Origin of the sequence: Flavobacterium chungangensis, from assembly GCF_042654045.1 — a bacterium.
Taxonomy (GTDB): domain Bacteria; phylum Bacteroidota; class Bacteroidia; order Flavobacteriales; family Flavobacteriaceae; genus Flavobacterium; species Flavobacterium chungangensis.
The window spans coordinates 84,285-99,618 of the sequence record NZ_JBHSFY010000016.1 but is presented as its reverse complement, the minus strand read 5'-3'; the positions used below and the strand labels follow the sequence as shown (position 1 = coordinate 99,618).

General features: G+C 32.9%; 17 protein-coding genes and 1 riboswitch. Of the genes, 13 read left to right on the top strand and 4 right to left on the bottom strand.

Annotated features, from left to right (window positions below):
- Nucleotides 1-38: 38 nt before the first annotated feature.
- The 3 genes from ACFO3N_RS21215 to ACFO3N_RS21205 all read right to left on the bottom strand — a co-directional run bounded on the left by ACFO3N_RS21215 (nucleotide 39) and on the right by ACFO3N_RS21205 (nucleotide 2,746).
- A complete protein-coding gene (locus ACFO3N_RS21215; protein WP_379800898.1) occupies nucleotides 39-452 on the bottom strand; it encodes a GxxExxY protein in 414 nt (137 codons plus the stop codon).
- A gap of 124 nt (nucleotides 453-576) precedes the next feature.
- A complete protein-coding gene (locus ACFO3N_RS21210) occupies nucleotides 577-1,602 on the bottom strand; it encodes a FecCD family ABC transporter permease (protein ID WP_379800897.1) in 1,026 nt (341 codons plus the stop codon).
- A 1-nt stretch (nucleotide 1,603) separates the two neighbouring features.
- On the bottom strand, nucleotides 1,604-2,746 hold the full coding sequence (locus ACFO3N_RS21205) for an ABC transporter substrate-binding protein (protein ID WP_379800896.1): 1,143 nt from the start codon (nucleotides 2,744-2,746) through the stop codon (nucleotides 1,604-1,606).
- 94 nt (nucleotides 2,747-2,840) lie between these two features.
- Here ACFO3N_RS21205 and ACFO3N_RS21200 point away from each other — a divergent pair, with 94 nt between their 5' ends.
- The 7 genes from ACFO3N_RS21200 to ACFO3N_RS21170 all read left to right on the top strand — a co-directional run bounded on the left by ACFO3N_RS21200 (nucleotide 2,841) and on the right by ACFO3N_RS21170 (nucleotide 10,373).
- Nucleotides 2,841-3,203, top strand: coding sequence for a DUF5522 domain-containing protein (locus tag ACFO3N_RS21200; protein WP_379800895.1), 363 nt, complete (start codon nucleotides 2,841-2,843; stop codon nucleotides 3,201-3,203).
- Nucleotides 3,204-3,325: 122 nt separating this feature from the next.
- Nucleotides 3,326-3,835 (top strand): bifunctional adenosylcobinamide kinase/adenosylcobinamide-phosphate guanylyltransferase, encoded by a 510-nt coding sequence (cobU, locus tag ACFO3N_RS21195; RefSeq protein WP_379800894.1) that lies wholly within the window; start codon nucleotides 3,326-3,328, stop codon nucleotides 3,833-3,835.
- 157 nt (nucleotides 3,836-3,992) lie between these two features.
- Complete coding sequence (gene cobT / locus ACFO3N_RS21190) at nucleotides 3,993-5,672, top strand: nicotinate-nucleotide--dimethylbenzimidazole phosphoribosyltransferase (RefSeq protein ID WP_379800893.1); 1,680 nt, start codon at nucleotides 3,993-3,995, stop codon at nucleotides 5,670-5,672.
- 179 nt (nucleotides 5,673-5,851) lie between these two features.
- The gene (locus ACFO3N_RS21185) at nucleotides 5,852-6,637 is read left to right on the top strand and encodes an adenosylcobinamide-GDP ribazoletransferase (RefSeq protein ID WP_379800892.1); all 786 of its coding nucleotides are present in this window, start codon (nucleotides 5,852-5,854) and stop codon (nucleotides 6,635-6,637) included.
- Nucleotides 6,622-7,155 carry an alpha-ribazole phosphatase gene (gene cobC, locus ACFO3N_RS21180; RefSeq protein WP_379800891.1) on the top strand — a complete coding sequence of 178 codons (534 nt, stop codon included), beginning with the start codon at nucleotides 6,622-6,624 and terminating at the stop codon, nucleotides 7,153-7,155. Before ACFO3N_RS21185 ends, cobC begins: the two co-directional genes overlap by 16 nt.
- 65 nt (nucleotides 7,156-7,220) lie before the next feature.
- A riboswitch (cobalamin riboswitch) is annotated at nucleotides 7,221-7,428 on the top strand.
- Nucleotides 7,429-7,456: 28 nt separating this feature from the next.
- Complete coding sequence (locus tag ACFO3N_RS21175; protein WP_379800890.1) at nucleotides 7,457-9,310, top strand: TonB-dependent receptor plug domain-containing protein; 1,854 nt, start codon at nucleotides 7,457-7,459, stop codon at nucleotides 9,308-9,310.
- A 4-nt stretch (nucleotides 9,311-9,314) separates the two neighbouring features.
- Nucleotides 9,315-10,373, top strand: a complete 1,059-nt coding sequence (locus tag ACFO3N_RS21170; RefSeq protein WP_379800889.1) for a DUF5074 domain-containing protein — start codon at nucleotides 9,315-9,317, stop codon at nucleotides 10,371-10,373.
- Nucleotides 10,374-10,455: 82 nt separating this feature from the next.
- Here the strand turns inward: ACFO3N_RS21170 and ACFO3N_RS21165 are convergent, their stop codons facing one another.
- Entirely contained in the window at nucleotides 10,456-11,916 is a 1,461-nt protein-coding gene (locus ACFO3N_RS21165; RefSeq protein WP_379800888.1) for a S41 family peptidase, read from the bottom strand.
- 170 nt (nucleotides 11,917-12,086) lie between these two features.
- Here ACFO3N_RS21165 and ACFO3N_RS21160 point away from each other — a divergent pair, with 170 nt between their 5' ends.
- From ACFO3N_RS21160 to ACFO3N_RS21135, 6 genes are all read left to right on the top strand, one after another.
- Nucleotides 12,087-12,596 (top strand): RNA polymerase sigma factor, encoded by a 510-nt coding sequence (locus ACFO3N_RS21160; RefSeq protein ID WP_379800887.1) that lies wholly within the window; start codon nucleotides 12,087-12,089, stop codon nucleotides 12,594-12,596.
- Complete coding sequence (locus ACFO3N_RS21155) at nucleotides 12,583-13,044, top strand: hypothetical protein (RefSeq protein WP_379800886.1); 462 nt, start codon at nucleotides 12,583-12,585, stop codon at nucleotides 13,042-13,044. Before ACFO3N_RS21160 ends, ACFO3N_RS21155 begins: the two co-directional genes overlap by 14 nt.
- 18 nt (nucleotides 13,045-13,062) lie before the next feature.
- Entirely contained in the window at nucleotides 13,063-13,638 is a 576-nt protein-coding gene (locus ACFO3N_RS21150; RefSeq protein ID WP_250837240.1) for a DUF4252 domain-containing protein, read from the top strand.
- Between the two features lie 2 nt (nucleotides 13,639-13,640).
- Entirely contained in the window at nucleotides 13,641-14,180 is a 540-nt protein-coding gene (locus ACFO3N_RS21145; RefSeq protein ID WP_379800885.1) for a DUF4252 domain-containing protein, read from the top strand.
- Nucleotides 14,181-14,366: 186 nt separating this feature from the next.
- Nucleotides 14,367-14,765, top strand: coding sequence for an inner membrane protein YiaA (yiaA, locus tag ACFO3N_RS21140; RefSeq protein ID WP_379800884.1), 399 nt, complete (start codon nucleotides 14,367-14,369; stop codon nucleotides 14,763-14,765).
- A gap of 89 nt (nucleotides 14,766-14,854) precedes the next feature.
- Nucleotides 14,855-15,199: a hypothetical protein gene (locus tag ACFO3N_RS21135; protein ID WP_379800883.1), complete on the top strand. Its 345-nt coding sequence runs from the start codon at nucleotides 14,855-14,857 to the stop codon at nucleotides 15,197-15,199.
- The last annotated feature ends 135 nt before the right edge of the window (nucleotides 15,200-15,334 follow it).

Below are 15,334 nucleotides of genomic sequence, written 5' to 3'. Positions count from 1 at the left end.
TTAAAATTTACTTGTAAATTAACACATAGCATTTGAGCTTAGTCTTTTGGCAATATTTTAAAATATTCATTTACAAATGTCTTTTGCCCTTCTTTAAAGATGTTAAAGCAATTAAAGTTAATTAGAATACCCTTCGGTGCTTTTAAAAGCTTCATATAAGTCATTAATTGTGCTTCACATAGAGGATTCAATTCCAAGACAGCTTTCAATTCTACAACTAGGCAATTTTCAATAAACAGATCGCATTTTAAATTCGTATTTAATTCTTTATTTCTATAAACCAATGGCACATTCATTTCTGTCACAAAATTTATTTTTCGATGACTCAATTCTTCTTTCAAACATTCGTGATAAACATTTTCCAGCAATCCTCTTCCAATAGTTTTGTGGACCTCTATACATGCACCTATTACATTAAAACTTAATTCGTTTAAATATTTCTGAGTAACCATTATCTTAAGTTAAATAAGAAACAAGTTGATTTTCACAAAGTCTATGTTTATTTCAAAAAAGTGAAACGCCTTTAACCAGCTTTTAAAAACTAAGATAATACTTTATTTTTTTGTAGGTTTAAACTTAAAAATTTCTTTTTCTAACTAAAAGCCAAATGACCACCGGTGCACCAATTATAGACGTAACAGCATTTATTGGAAGTGTGACATCAAAACCTGGCATTTGCGAAACAATATCACAAAATAGCATTATTATCGAACCAAAAAATAAAGTGCTCCAAAACAAAATAGTATGATTACTAGTCTGAAAAGTCAGTTTTGCAATATGAGGAACTGCTAAACCTACAAAAGCAATTGGTCCCGCAAATGCTGTAATCGCTCCAGACAAAATACTCGTTGCAAAAATGATAACTAATCTTGCTTGCTTAAAATTCAATCCCATGCTTTTCGCATAATTTTCTCCAAGAAGCAAGGCGTTTAATGGTTTGATACTTTTGGCGCTTAAAAGCAATCCAATTCCAACACAGAAAGTTAAAATTGTAATGGTAGTCCAGGAGAGATTTCCAAGATTTCCCATTGACCAAAAAGTAAATTTCTGAAGCTGTTCTGCCGTACTAAAATAAGTTAGGACACTTACGATTGCTGTGGTAAAACTTCCGAACATTAAACCCACAATCAAGATTGCCATTGTATCTCGTAATCGCTGCGAAACAACTAAAACTAAAAAAAGAACCAAGGTGCTTCCTAAAGTAGATGCTAAAACAATTCCATAAGAAGACAATGCAATTACACTTAAAAAAGAAGGCAGAAACCCTGCTCCTAAAATGACAAAAGCCACACCAAGACTTGCACCAGAACTTAATCCTAAAACATAAGGTCCAGCAAGCGGATTTCGGAACAAAGTCTGCATCAAAAGTCCGCTTATTGAAAGTCCCGTTCCGACTAAAACTGCCGTAATCGCTTTTGGTAAACGATAATTAATGATAATATATTCCCAAGTTGATTTTGTGGCATGACCACCCGTTAAACTGGCAAAAACATCTTTTAACGGAATTGTAACCGATCCTAAACTAATGCTAGCAAAAAACATTAATAAAAGACTTAAAGCCAGAACAACAAATAAAATGGTATTTCGTTTTTTATTTGCCAATTTAATTCAGTTTTGATGCAAAAGTAAACTCGTAGCTCGCCAGTAAATCGGGATGAAAGATCTTAATGTAATCTTTCAAAACCAAATCTGGGCGGCTTGGCGCTAATTCGTAATAAACTGTTCCGCCTGTCGCTCCCACTTTTCCTTCAAAATTATAAACACTTTTGTTTTTAAAAGCATCAAATTCGGCGTAATGCGGATTTGCTTTTTGCAATTCATCCAAACTTTTAAAAGATCCAGAAGCAATCCAAACATTAGCATCTTTGGCTTTGTCCAAAACTTTTTCAAAAGACAAACCTTCGCTTCCAGTTCCTTTCAAATCAGCCCATAAATAATTAGCTTTTGCATCTTTCATAAACTCTGCTACCCAACTATTTCCTTTGGCAACATACCAAACATCTTCGTACATAGAACCGTATAGCACTTTTGAAGTTGCTGGTTTATCGCTAACTAATTTTTTTGCCTGATTGTAGCTTTCTACAATTTTATCAAACAATTCTTTTGCTTTTTCTTCCTTTCCGAATAAAGCGCCGTAAAGTTTAATCCATTCTGCTTTTCCCAGTGGAGATTGTTCCATCCAATCACCTTGAATCAAAACATTTAAACCGCTTTTCTTCAAATTATCCAGCATCGGATTATTGTTATCTACACCAAACGTAACAATCAAATCTGGGGATAATTCTATTAATTGTTCGATGTTCAGTTTTTCATTTTGTCCAACGTTTTTTACAGAACCTTTGTCAATTAATGCTCTTGTTTTTTCCGAAGAAATATAATCAGTATGTGGAAATCCGACCAATTTATTCTCAACTTCTAACATTTCTAAAAAAGGAATATTTGTAGTTGAAGTCACAACGACCGATTCTAATGGAACTTTTATAGCGGGATATTTTTTTAAACTGTCTGGAATTTGTACGTCTTTTTCAGCTAAAATGTAAGTAAATTTTCCCTTTGCATTTGGCCACGGATTACTCACATTTACAATTGAATAGCCGTCGTTTTTTACAATCGAAAGTCCAGAAGCAAATTCGATACTTTCTTTGGCTGTGGTAGATTTTACAACATCTTGCGCTTCATTTTTTTTACACCCGATTAGGATAAGTAGTACAAAAACGACTGGTAATTTATGGAAAAAATATTTCATATTTTATGTTTTGTGTAGCCACAAAGGTAAATTAATTTCTATTTTTTTTGTTTACCTTTATTCCTACAAATTTAAACAAATAGCCTTTTATTTGATGAATGCACCAAAAACAAAAATCTGCTCCAGTTGTGAAACCGCTTTTTCATGTGGAGACATTTCACCCGAAAATAAGTGCTGGTGTAATGATTATCCGCCTATTTTCAATCTTTCTGAAGGAGGCGATTGCCTTTGTCCTGCGTGCTTTAAGGAAGCTTGCGAAGATAAAATTGATGCTTATGTCGAGACCGTTACTCCAAAAAAGGCTTTTAATAATAAGGCTATGCTACTGCCCAAAAATGATAATTTAATTGAAGGAATTGACTATTATATCGAAAATGGCAATTACGTTTTTAAAGCTTGGTTTCACTTAAAAAGAGGAATTTGTTGCGGAAACAACTGCCGCCATTGCCCTTATTAAGAGTTATGAGTTATAAATTATGAGTTATGAATGAATAGCACATAATTTAATTTTAAATTGCCAAACAAAACTCATAACTCATAACTCATAACTCATAACTCATAACTTACTAATTAAAAAAAATGATTTACTTGATAACCGGCGGCGAGCGTTCTGGAAAAAGCGGGTATGCTCAGAAATTAGCTTTAGAACTTTCCGACTCTCCTTTATATGTAGCGACTGCTCGAAAATGGGATGCAGATTTTCAAAACCGAATTGACCGTCATCAGCAGGAAAGAGACGAACATTGGACTAATATTGAAAAGGAGAAATACTTAAGCGAAATTGATTTTTCTGGAAAAACGGCCTTAATTGACTGTGTAACGCTTTGGCTGACTAATTTTTTTATTGATACTAAAAACGATGTAGAGCTTAGTTTGGAAGAAGCGAAAAAAGAATTTCTTGCCATTGCGAAACATCAAAATGCCAATATCATTATTGTAACAAACGAAATCGGAATGGGCGTTCATGCAGAAACTCACATAGGGAGGAAATTTGTCGAACTTCAGGGCTGGATGAATCAATTTCTTGCCGCTAATTCCGATCAAGTTGTGCTGATGGTTTCGGGAATTCCAGTTAAAATAAAAGGTTAAATCTCAATTTAAAAATACCAAAATCCAATAAATCGAAACGAAATTCCAAGTTTTAAATTCCAAATTCCAAAGCTTATGATAAGTTTTGCAATTTGGAATTTTCTTTTTTGGTGCTTAACGCTTGGAATTTGGAATTTAAAAATTGTAATTTTATAACATGAGTAATTTAGACGATATATTAAAATCCCGCCGAGATACACGACATTTTACAGCCGATAAAGTTCCAGATGAAGTAATTGAGAAAGCTTTACAAGCTGGACATTGGGCACCTTCTGTCGGATTGACCGATGCTACAAGATATTTTCTGATTAAGTCAGACGAGGTTAAAACGTCTATTAAAAAACTTTTTTTAGACTATAATAAAAAAGCCGAAGAACTTACCGATAATCCTGAACAGAAAGAACTTTACAGATCACTAAAACTCGAAGCAATCGAAGAAGCACCAATAGGCCTTATCATTGCTTACGACCGTTCGGTTCTCAATCAGTTTACGATTGGGACAATTGGCAGTAACGAAGCCGTAAAATTCAGCTCGGTTTGTGCCGTGCAAAACATTTGGCTTTCGCTAACAGAACAAGGTTACGGAATGGGCTGGGTCTCGATTCTCAATTATTATCAGTTTAAAAAAATCCTCGATTTACCCGAAAATATAGAACCTCTGGGATATTTCTGCATCGGAAAACCAGCCACCAATTACAACAATCAACCAATGTTGCAACAATTGCATTGGAAACAAAAATCGGAAGCGCCTATTTGCACTGAAATCAAAGAAATTCATCAAATAAATGTTCCAGAATTTGACTTGAAATCAGAAAACGAAATAGAATACAAATCTGATTTCAATACACTTTTACAAGAAAAAATAGATTCAAAAACAAAACCTGTGGGTTCTTTAGGAACGTTAGAATCTTTGGCCTTTCAAATGGCAACAGTTTTTGAAACTTTAAATCCGAAAATCGTAAAACCAAATATTGTCGTTTTTGCAGCCGATCACGGAATTGCAAATCATGGCGTAAGTGATTATCCACAGGATGTTACAAGACAAATGGTCAATAATTTTCTCGATGGCGGTGCAGCAATAAACGTTTTCTGCAAACAAAACAATATTGAATTATCGATTGTAGATTCAGGTGTCAACTATGATTTTCCAACTAATGCCAAATTAATCGATGCTAAAATTGCAAAAGGAACGCAGTCTTTCCTCCATGTTGCCGCAATGAGCGAATCGGAAGTTCATTTCTGTTTTGAGAAAGGAAAATCGATTGTTGAAAATATTGCAAAATTGGGTTCAAACTGCATTGGTTTTGGCGAAATGGGAATTGGAAATACTTCAACCGCTTCTGTTTTAATGAGTCTTTTAACCGGTTTCCCTATTCAAGAATGTATCGGAAAAGGAACTGGAGTTGAAAACGAAAAACTGCTTCTAAAACAAAATTTACTCCAAAAAGCATTAGATAATTATTCCGGTCAAGCCGAATTAATCTCACAACTTTCCTATTTTGGCGGTTTTGAGATTCTTCAAATGGCTGGCGGAATACTTGCCGCTTTTGAAAATAAAATGCTAATTCTCGTTGATGGTTTCATTTGTACTGTGGCATATTTAATTGCTTCCAAAATAAATCCGAATATCAAACAAAATGCTGTTTTTTGCCATTGCTCTGCTGAAAAAGCACATTCAAAATTGCTAAATTATTTAGAAGCAAAACCTATTTTAAATCTCGATTTACGTTTGGGAGAAGGAACTGGCTGTGCTGTCGCGTTTCCTATTTTAAAATCGGCTGAAGCTTTTTTGAATGAAATGGCGAGTTTTGAAAGCGCGGGGATAAGTCGCAAATAGTTTTGTATTTCTAAAAAACAATTATGTTTCATGGTGATTTATTCTCATTTTTGTCATTTCGACGAAGGAGAAATCTCCGCAAGTAACTCCGTCCAAACAGACGCCAAGCTTTGTCGAGCTTCTCATGGAGATTTCTCCTTCGTCGAAATGACATACTAAATGGAAAACTAATTATATAAATGAAAAAAGAACTACATATTTTCTTCACCTGTTTAATGTTTTACACCAGAATTCCGTGTCCAAAAAACATTACACATCATCCAGATTATTTAAATAAAGCCACAAGGTATTTCCCATTTATTGGTTGGATTGTTGGGAGTATTTCCTTTCTGGCTTTTTATCTTTTTTCATTTTTTCTTTCAACGGAAATTGCTGTTATATTAGCAATTATTGCTTCTATCTTAACAACCGGAGCCTTTCACGAAGACGGATTTGCCGATGTTTGTGATGGTTTTGGCGGAGGCTGGACCAAAGAAAAAATCTTAATGATTATGAAGGACAGTGCTATTGGCGCTTATGGAGCGATTGGATTGGTTTTACTTTTTCTATTAAAATTCAAACTGCTTTCAGAATCTATTTTACTTTTCACTAATAACATTTTACTAATTTTCCTTTTATGCATTTCGGCTCATTCTTTAAGTCGTCTGGCAGCAATAACAATTATTTTTACACATGAATATTCTCGTGATGATGCTTCTAGCAAAAGCAAACCAATCGCTAAACAATACACTTGGAAAGAAGTTTTTGGATCATTCTTTTTTGGTTTAATTCCGTTGATTGTATTTTCTTATTTTGATTTAAAATTTCTTCTGGCTATAATTCCCGTTTTTATAACTCGATATTTTTTAGCTGGATATTTTCAGAAATGGATTGACGGTTATACAGGAGATTGTCTTGGCGCGACACAACAAGTTTGCGAAGTGGTATTTTACTTAAGCATTTTATTCTTATGGAAATTTATCTAGTTCGCCATACCGAAACCATCTGCGAAAAAGGAATCTGTTACGGACAATCAGATGTTGATATTGCAGTTCCATTTGATGAAATTTTCGGCAGAATTATTTCTGAACTTCCTTCAGAGGCAATTATCTTTTCAAGTCCGTTAAAGCGCTGTGTTATTTTAGCAAAACATATTCAGGAAAATATTAAAACCATTTCTTATCACGAAGACGAACGTTTAAAGGAAATGAATTTTGGCGATTGGGAATTGAAAAGCTGGAACGAAATTCCTTCTGAGGAACTCAACCCGTGGATGGAAGATTTTGTGAATATCAAAGTTTCAAACGGAGAATCTTTTGTTGAATTACACGAAAGAGTCGGTAATTTTTTATCTGATAACATTTCAAAAACAAATCAACCAATTGTTATTGTGGCTCACGCTGGAATCATCAGAAGTATTTTATGCCATCAGAATTCACTGCCATTAAAAGACGCTTTCAATAATAAAGTTGATTTCGGAGAAGTTATAAAAATCGATTTTTAATACTAATTATTTATAATTTTTCATGAAACATAAAAGAAATTTGAATAATCAGTATTTTTAACTTTATCTTTGCAGCAAATTAAGGTTGTGTTTTTAAATTAAAAATACATTAAAAGGGAATCAAGTAAATTCTTGAGCTGTACCCGCAACTGTAAGCTAAGTTCAAAAAAATGAATGCTTGCTGTAACTACATCACCACTGTCACGCCCCGCGTGATGGGAAGGTAAACAGCAAGACGCAAGCCAGGAGACCTGCCTTTTTAACAATTTATCGAACTCTCGGGAAAAAGAGTGAAGGAATTATGACTTTAAAACGACTTCTTGCTTTTTGTTTATTTGTAATGTGCCAGATTATTTCGGCGCAGAGTGATTCTATTACCACCTTGAAAGAAGTATTGGTTTCAGACAAAAACTTAAAAAACTATTCGGTTTCACAATCGGTTTTAAAATTAAACGATTCTGTCATTGGCAAAAACGAAGCTCTTCTAACCGATTTATTAAACTTTAATTCTACGATTTATTTTAAAGAATACGGTCGCGGAATGTTATCTACCGTAGCTTTTAGAGGAACAACTTCTTCTCAGACCGCAGTAATATGGAATGGAATTAACATTAATTCCCAAATGAATGGAAGCACCGACTTTAATACCATTTCAGGTTCTAATTATAATTCGATAAGCGTAAAAGCGGGTGGCGGAAGCGTTATTTACGGAAGTGGTGCTGTTGGAGGAACGGTGCACTTAAATAACGATTTGTTGTTTTCTAATCGTTTTGAGAATAATTTAAGACTGGATTACGGCAGTTTTAATACAATTGGGATTAATTACAAAACTTCTATTTCAAACAAAAAATGGAGTGCCCAAATCGGATTATCCAAAAACAGCTCGACAAACGATTACAAATATCTAAACCAGTACAACTGGAAAGGCGAACAGCGCTGGAACCAAAATGGCCAATATGATATTATTACGCTAAGCGCCAATGCGGGTTATAAAATTAATGCCAAAAACATTCTAAAATTATATACTCAAACCTCAAATACAGATAGAAATACTTCTTTGGTCTCTGAATCTGAAATGAAAAGTAAGTATATTAATGGTTTTAATAGAAACTTACTAGAATATGACGGTAACTTTGGGAAGTTTACTACCAATTTAAAAACTGCTTATATTTTCGAGAACTATCAATATTATGCTGATAATTCGAGTAATATTTATACGTATGGAAAAACAGAAAGCTTTATTACAAAAGCAGACTTAGGATATCAATTATTCAAATCATTGCAAGTAAACGTAATTTTGGACTATAATCGAACTAAAGGATATGGTTCTGGTTTTGGCGACAATGTAAGAGAAATAAGTTCTGCTGCTTTGCTTCTTAAACAAGATGCTTCAGTTAATTGGAAAAACGAATTTGGCATTCGAAAAGAATTCACAGACAACTACCAATCTCCTGTTCTATTTTCAGTTGGTTCTTCTTATCAGTTTGGTAAATTATATAATTTGAAATTAAATGCATCACGAAATTTCAGAATTCCAACCTTCAATGATTTGTATTGGGAAGAAGGCGGAAATCCAGACTTAAAACCCGAAAGTTCTTATCAGGCAGAAATTGGCAATGTTTTTACTTTTCAAAATTTTAATATAACACAGACCTTTTATTACATGAAAATAAAAGATTTGTTGAGATGGGTTCCTGGAACAAATGGAATTTGGATGCCACAAAATACAGACAAAGTAGATAGTTATGGAGCAGAAACATTGTTGAGTTGGAAGAAAAGTTATGGCAAAAACAACTTGACTGCAAATGCAACTTATGCTTATACAGTTTCAGAAAATGTTGAAACCAAAAAACAATTGTTTTTTGTTCCTTTTAATAAAGTTACAGCTTCTGTTGCTTACTCAAGAAAAAACATTTCTGCCTATTATCAATTTCTTTACAATGGCTTTGTCTATACACAATCTGACAACGATCCTGATAAAATTGTTGATGCCTACAATGTGTCAAATATTGGAATTGACTACGATTTTAAACTTTTGTCTTCTTTTAAAGTAGGATTCCAGGTTTTAAATCTTTGGAATACATTTTATCAAAGTTTAGAATATAGACCAATGCCAGGAAGGAATTTTAATTTGTACTTAAACCTTAAATTTTAATATAATGAAACTAACTAGATTATTTTTAGTAGCACTTAGCGTTTCGCTTTTTGTTTCTTGTTCTAATGACGATGACTCCAATGATCCAAAAGGAGTTTATGATGATGGAATTTTCATCTTAAATGAGGGAAATTTTACTGATGGAGGTTCTGTTTCTTTTGTTAGTGACGATTTAAATACTTTCACAAAAGATGTATACAGTACTGTAAATGGTTCTGATTTTATTGGAAAATATCTTCAGAATATCTTTTTTGATGGAGATAAAGCATACATCATTGCTGGCGGTTCTAATGTTATAAATGTAGTAAATCGTTATACATTTAAACTTGAAGCAAAAATTGAGACTGGATTACTTACTCCAAGATACGGTGTTGTAAAAGATGGAAAAGCTTATGTAACTAATGCTAATACTTATGCATCGAACACAAACCCAGCCGGTAATACAGATGATTTTATAGCTGTTATCAATTTAGCTACAAACAAAGTAGAATCTACAATTGCTTTAAACGCAACGGCTAACCATATTGAAGTTTACAACAATAAGCTATATGTAACTGAACCTTACAATAACGATAAATTACTTGTAGTAAATCCAGCAACAAACAAGCTTGAAACTTCTTTAGCTATTGGTTTAGGAGCAGATACAATGGAAATTAAAGATGGTGTTTTATACACTATTAGAAGCTCATACGGAGAAAGAAGTGAAATTATAAAAGTAAAATTGTCTGACAATTCTATCAGCAAAATTACTTTTCCAGAAGCTCTTGATGGAGTTAGAAACCTAGACATTTACAACAATAAAATATACTATACTCTAGAAACTGCAGTTTACGCTATGGATTACACAGCAACTTCAGCTTCTACAACTCCAATTTTCGAATACAGCTCAACTTCTGAGTACGGAAAAATGTATGGTTTTGCTGTAAAAGATGATAGAATCTTTATTGCAGATGGTGGTGATTTTGCTTCAAGCAGTAAAGCTTATATTTATAACTTAAGCGGAAGCTTATTAAAAGAATTAACTGTTGGTTTAGGTCCAAACGGATTCTACTTTAACGATTAATTTTACCTTTAGAATTAGTTTTTGTTTTTTTATGGAAAAGGCTTTCAGTGATGAAAGCCTTTTCTATTTGTTGTATGATTTTTTAAAAACTCTTTGGAGCATTTTTAAAATACATTCCGTGCCTTAATCCGTTTATAATTTTTGAATCTGTCAAATAAGGATGGTCTGGTTCAGAATCGTTAAGAACTCTTCTAGCAGAAACACCTGTAATTTTTGAAATAGCTAGATTAAGCAAAGGTTCAGACGTTTCACCTAAAACTCCATAAGTATCCAAATATTCTCTTTGCACATAAGTCGGCTGCAAACCTTGAGTATAATCTCCAAAACCTGCAGAATTTGAAATTTTAAAAACTAAAGGTTGCATTGCATATTTATGATTTGGATTAATTCCTTTTTTAGTAAATAAAGTTTCTGAATCATAAATCGTATACGATCCCACATTTTTACCTGTCGTAGTTTCTCCAATCTGCACTACATTAATATAAGGCGTTAATCCGTTAACAACCAATTCGCTGGCAGATGCTGTACTAGCCGTTGTGATAATATAAACTGTATTTAGGTTTAAGCTATTTAGCGCTTTTCCTTCAATATTATTTACAAATCTGTAATTCAAACTTTCTAAATCATCAGCAGTCATATCTTTCATCCACTTTGTATTGAACTGCGTTTTAGCAAAAATCTGATTGTCAAACTGTCCTGTAATCATACTAGAAAGTCTAATGGAAGAGGTAACAGATCCTCCTCCATTATATCGAAGATCTAAAACTAAGTCTGTTATTCCTTGTGATTTGAATTCGCCAAAAGCCTGATTCAATTTATCGTCATATCCTGGATAAAAACCATTGTACATTAAATAACCAATTTTATGGCTTCCAGAAGGAATCACTTTACTGATTAAAATAGGATTCTCTTCTAAAACAGTTTTCGTCAAGTCAACCGATTTTCCATTCAAAACATAAGTGCTTCCATTATAATCTGCCAAGTTTAGCGTATAACTATCCTTATTCAATAATAATTCTTGATAATTTGAAACCGTAAGTTTCACACCATTTACACTCGTAAATAAATCACCACGCTTAATTGCTTTATTAGAAGCATCAGAATTTGGAATAATATATCGTACAAAACCTACTACATCATTCGATCCTGAAGATACGCGACTCAATCTAAAGTCAACACCATTATTTTTTGTAACACCGCTTAACTCCTGTTCTAAAACAGTATAATCTTCAACAATCCAACTGAAACGGTCAATGGCATCACCATTAGGGTATTTACTCACGGGCTTGTTCAATAAGTCTTCAAACAAATCCTCTGGATGAGAATATCCTCTTAAAAACTGATTAAAATTGGGTTGCAAATTACGGCCATCTGCTAGATTGGGCACATCGGCCTGCCATAAGTAGACTTCATTTAGTCCTCTCCAAATAAAATTATTAATCTGCAAGTCTGCTGGAGCTGCAACATCATCCTGATCTTCACAAGACTGTAAAGAAAAGGCGAATAAAAAGAGAAAAAGAAGACTCTTTAAATTTGTTTTCATATCGTGTAGGTTATCTATATTCTAAATAAACGTAAAAATAGTATCTTTAGTTTTAGCTCTATCCTAAAAAGCAGTATTTTTTTTACATAAAAAATATTTTCTTTTTTGTTGTAACAAATATAATTGTGTCTCGTCTTGAATATATAAGCTAACGATTAACCATCAGATTAATGAACCAAGTTGTATTTATAGAATTAATAAATCCTTTTAAAGACAAAGTTTTTCGTCTGGCAAAAAGATTGCTTACTAGCACCGAAGAAGCAGAAGATGCAACTCAGGAAGTAATGGTAAAATTATGGAACAAAAAAGACATTCTGCAAAGCTATAATAGCGTAGAAGCATTGGCGATGACCATGACCAAAAATTATTGTCTCGATCAACTAAAATCTAAAAGAGCTAGCAATCTGCAAATTGTTCACAACAACTTTACCGATCGGCAGCCGCAATTGGATAAAAAACTGGAGGATCAAGACAGTTTAGAATGGGTTGAAAAAATTATAAATGAGATGCCCGAACAAATGCAATTATTAATTCAGCTACGAGATGTGGAGCAATATGAATTTGAAGAAATAGCCAAAATCGTAAATATGAACGAAACAGCAATACGAGTGGCACTTTCTAGAGCGAGAAAAAAAATTAGAGAATCAATGACAAATACACACCTTTATGGAACTAAATAAAATAGAAGATATATTAGAAAAATACTTTCAGGGAGAAACTTCTATTGCTGAAGAGAATCAATTAAAAGAATATTTCTCTTCACCAAATGTTGCGCAGCATTTGGAGCAATACAAACCTATGTTTGGCTATTTCTCTCAAGCAAAAGAACAGAAATCAACGTATGAAATTCCACTACAATCTAAAAAACGCAACGTGGCGTGGTTATCGATTGCGGCATCAGCTGTTGTTTTGCTGGGAATTGGAACCTACTTTTTTATGAGCGAGCAAAAAGAAACAACTGCAGTGGCGTCGCAAACAGAATTAGGAACCTACGATAATCCCGAAGAAGCTTTAAAAGCAACTCAAAAGGCCTTGGCTTTATTATCAAACAATGTTAATGTAGGTATTGAAAGTGTACAGTACATTAATGAATTCGAACAATCAAAAAACAAAATTTTTAAACAGTAATTAAACACAAAAATAGTCATGAAATCAACGATTCACGAATACCAAAAAAGCAATAAACTAAGTATGAGTAAAAATTTCATTATAACTTTAGTATTCGCATTAGTAAGCACAACATTCTACGCACAAGGCGCTTTTGACAAATTTGATGGTCAAGATGAAGTAACCTCAGTAATTGTAAACAAAAAAATGTTTGATTTAATGAGCAAAGTAAAAGTTGACGCCTCTGATAAAGAGACACAGCAATATATTGCTCTAATAAAAAAACTGGATTACTTAAAAGTGTTTACCACTAAAAATCCAAAAATCGAAGCAGACATGAAAGCTACTGCCGACAAATATGTAAAAACTGCCGGACTAGAAGAATTAATGCGTGTAAATGATGGTGGAAAAAATGTTAGAATAATGGTAAAATCTGGCGCTACAGATACTCAAATAAGAGAATTATTAATGTATGTGGATGGTGCAAAAAACGATGAAACTGTTTTACTATCTTTAACTGGTAATTTTGATCTAAACGAAATCTCAGTATTAACAGATAAAATGCAACTTCCTGGCGGTACAGACTTAAAAAAAGCTTCTAAAGGCAAAAAATAACAATGAGAACAAATATTTTCATCCTAGCACTTATGGCTCTTCTAACTTTAGGAAGCTGTAATTCTGAACCAACATTGCAAAAGTATTTTGTTGAAAATTCGGAGAAAAAAGATTTTATAGCATTAGATGTTTCACCAAACATCCTGAATGTCGATAAAACAAATCTATCAGCAGAACAAAACGAAGCTTTAAATTCGTTTGACAAAATGAATATTCTAGCTTTCAAAGCTGATCAAAACAATCAGGCACAGTTTGAGACAGAACGAAACAAAGTAAAAGCCATATTAAAAGATCCGAAATATCAAGAGTTAATGAAAATTGGTTCTGGCAAAGACGGTGCTTCTGTAAGTTATGTTGGAAGTGATGATAATATTAAAGAGTTTATCATTTTTGCCAATAGAAAAGAAAATGGGTTTGCAGTAGTTAGGGTTTTAGGCGAAAACATGAATCCAAACAACATTATGACTTTAATGTCTGTTTTACAGAAATCGAAAATAGATATGGAACAGTTAAAACCCTTAGAACAATTGCTTAAAAAATAATACAATCTTACTTTTTTTAAATTAAGAAAGCTCCAATATATTGGAGCTTTTTTTATAACAACTGCTAAGATTATACTTATTAATTTGTTTGCATTTTCATTTTGTCATTAATCAAATTTAATTACATTTACGAACTGAGATTACAAAAAAAACAAATCTCAAAAATCTAATTTAACCAGAATTAATATGATACAAAAAACTTCAAATGCCTTTATTGCGGCATCTTGGGTAGCTCTTGGAGCTGGAACTGTCGGTTTTATCGTTGGACTAGCAAGAGCTGAAATGTTATTAAATGAAAAAGGATACTATTTTACCGTTCTAATGTTCGGTCTTTTTGCCGTAGTTTCTTTGCAAAAAAGCGTTAGAGACAGACTTGAAAAACTTCCTGTAACAGATATTTATTATGGAATTTGTTGGTTCGGAACATTGCTTTCAATCGTTCTTTTGGTTGTTGGATTATGGAATGCAACGATTCTGCCAAGCGAAAAAGGTTTTTATGCTTTTGCATTTCTATTAGCATTGTTTGGTGCTATTTCTGTGCAAAAAAACACCAGAGACAATATGAGCTTTAACCAAAGTGAATAACGTTAATGATTTAAATGGGTTTCATTTCGTAATTATACTCGCATGAAGAATTTAGAAAAGAGAAGTCAAAATTACAAAACTTTCAAATAATGAGTAACCTGAACACAATTGCCGACAAAATAGAAGAAGTAATTTTAAAAACGATATCTTATTCTAACGAATTAAAGACAGATATCAACAACTATGCATTATTATACGATCAAAAAACAGACAACAAGTGGTATATTATTTTTTTCTTTCATGAACAAGTTTATCACGAAAACTCTATTAAAAACGGAAATTGTTATCATGTATATTTATTCCTCCAAGAAGAACTAAAACAAATAGACAATGATTTACCCTACTCTATATCTTTTGAATTAGGATCCCCTCCAAGTAACAAATTAGAGTATGAAGAATTACTAAAAAAAAGTACTGAAACTTACTGTATCTAAAGGAGAACAGAAAATCTGCTCAAAATGTGGTCATAGTTGGAATGATCATCAATTATCAGGTTTTATCAAAGAAGGAGAAACTTCACCTAAAGAAGGCTGGATGATTTGCCCTCACGCAAATTGCACTTGTTTTAT

What these genes read in the sequence shown, in the direction of transcription:
- ACFO3N_RS21215 (WP_379800898.1), bottom strand. Translation starts at nt 452, where the DNA reads ATGGTTACTCAGAAATATTTAAACGAATTAAGTTTTAATGTAATAGGT.
- yiaA (WP_379800884.1), top strand. Translation starts at nt 14,367, where the DNA reads ATGATACAAAAAACTTCAAATGCCTTTATTGCGGCATCTTGGGTAGCT.
- ACFO3N_RS21185 (WP_379800892.1), top strand. Translation starts at nt 5,852, where the DNA reads ATGAAAAAAGAACTACATATTTTCTTCACCTGTTTAATGTTTTACACC.
- cobU (WP_379800894.1), top strand. Translation starts at nt 3,326, where the DNA reads ATGATTTACTTGATAACCGGCGGCGAGCGTTCTGGAAAAAGCGGGTAT.
- ACFO3N_RS21200 (WP_379800895.1), top strand. Translation starts at nt 2,841, where the DNA reads ATGAATGCACCAAAAACAAAAATCTGCTCCAGTTGTGAAACCGCTTTT.
- ACFO3N_RS21175 (WP_379800890.1), top strand. Translation starts at nt 7,457, where the DNA reads ATGACTTTAAAACGACTTCTTGCTTTTTGTTTATTTGTAATGTGCCAG.
- ACFO3N_RS21170 (WP_379800889.1), top strand. Translation starts at nt 9,315, where the DNA reads ATGAAACTAACTAGATTATTTTTAGTAGCACTTAGCGTTTCGCTTTTT.
- ACFO3N_RS21155 (WP_379800886.1), top strand. Translation starts at nt 12,583, where the DNA reads ATGGAACTAAATAAAATAGAAGATATATTAGAAAAATACTTTCAGGGA.
- ACFO3N_RS21205 (WP_379800896.1), bottom strand. Translation starts at nt 2,746, where the DNA reads ATGAAATATTTTTTCCATAAATTACCAGTCGTTTTTGTACTACTTATC.
- cobC (WP_379800891.1), top strand. Translation starts at nt 6,622, where the DNA reads ATGGAAATTTATCTAGTTCGCCATACCGAAACCATCTGCGAAAAAGGA.
- ACFO3N_RS21165 (WP_379800888.1), bottom strand. Translation starts at nt 11,916, where the DNA reads ATGAAAACAAATTTAAAGAGTCTTCTTTTTCTCTTTTTATTCGCCTTT.
- ACFO3N_RS21160 (WP_379800887.1), top strand. Translation starts at nt 12,087, where the DNA reads ATGAACCAAGTTGTATTTATAGAATTAATAAATCCTTTTAAAGACAAA.
- ACFO3N_RS21135 (WP_379800883.1), top strand. Translation starts at nt 14,855, where the DNA reads ATGAGTAACCTGAACACAATTGCCGACAAAATAGAAGAAGTAATTTTA.
- ACFO3N_RS21150 (WP_250837240.1), top strand. Translation starts at nt 13,063, where the DNA reads ATGAAATCAACGATTCACGAATACCAAAAAAGCAATAAACTAAGTATG.
- ACFO3N_RS21145 (WP_379800885.1), top strand. Translation starts at nt 13,641, where the DNA reads ATGAGAACAAATATTTTCATCCTAGCACTTATGGCTCTTCTAACTTTA.
- cobT (WP_379800893.1), top strand. Translation starts at nt 3,993, where the DNA reads ATGAGTAATTTAGACGATATATTAAAATCCCGCCGAGATACACGACAT.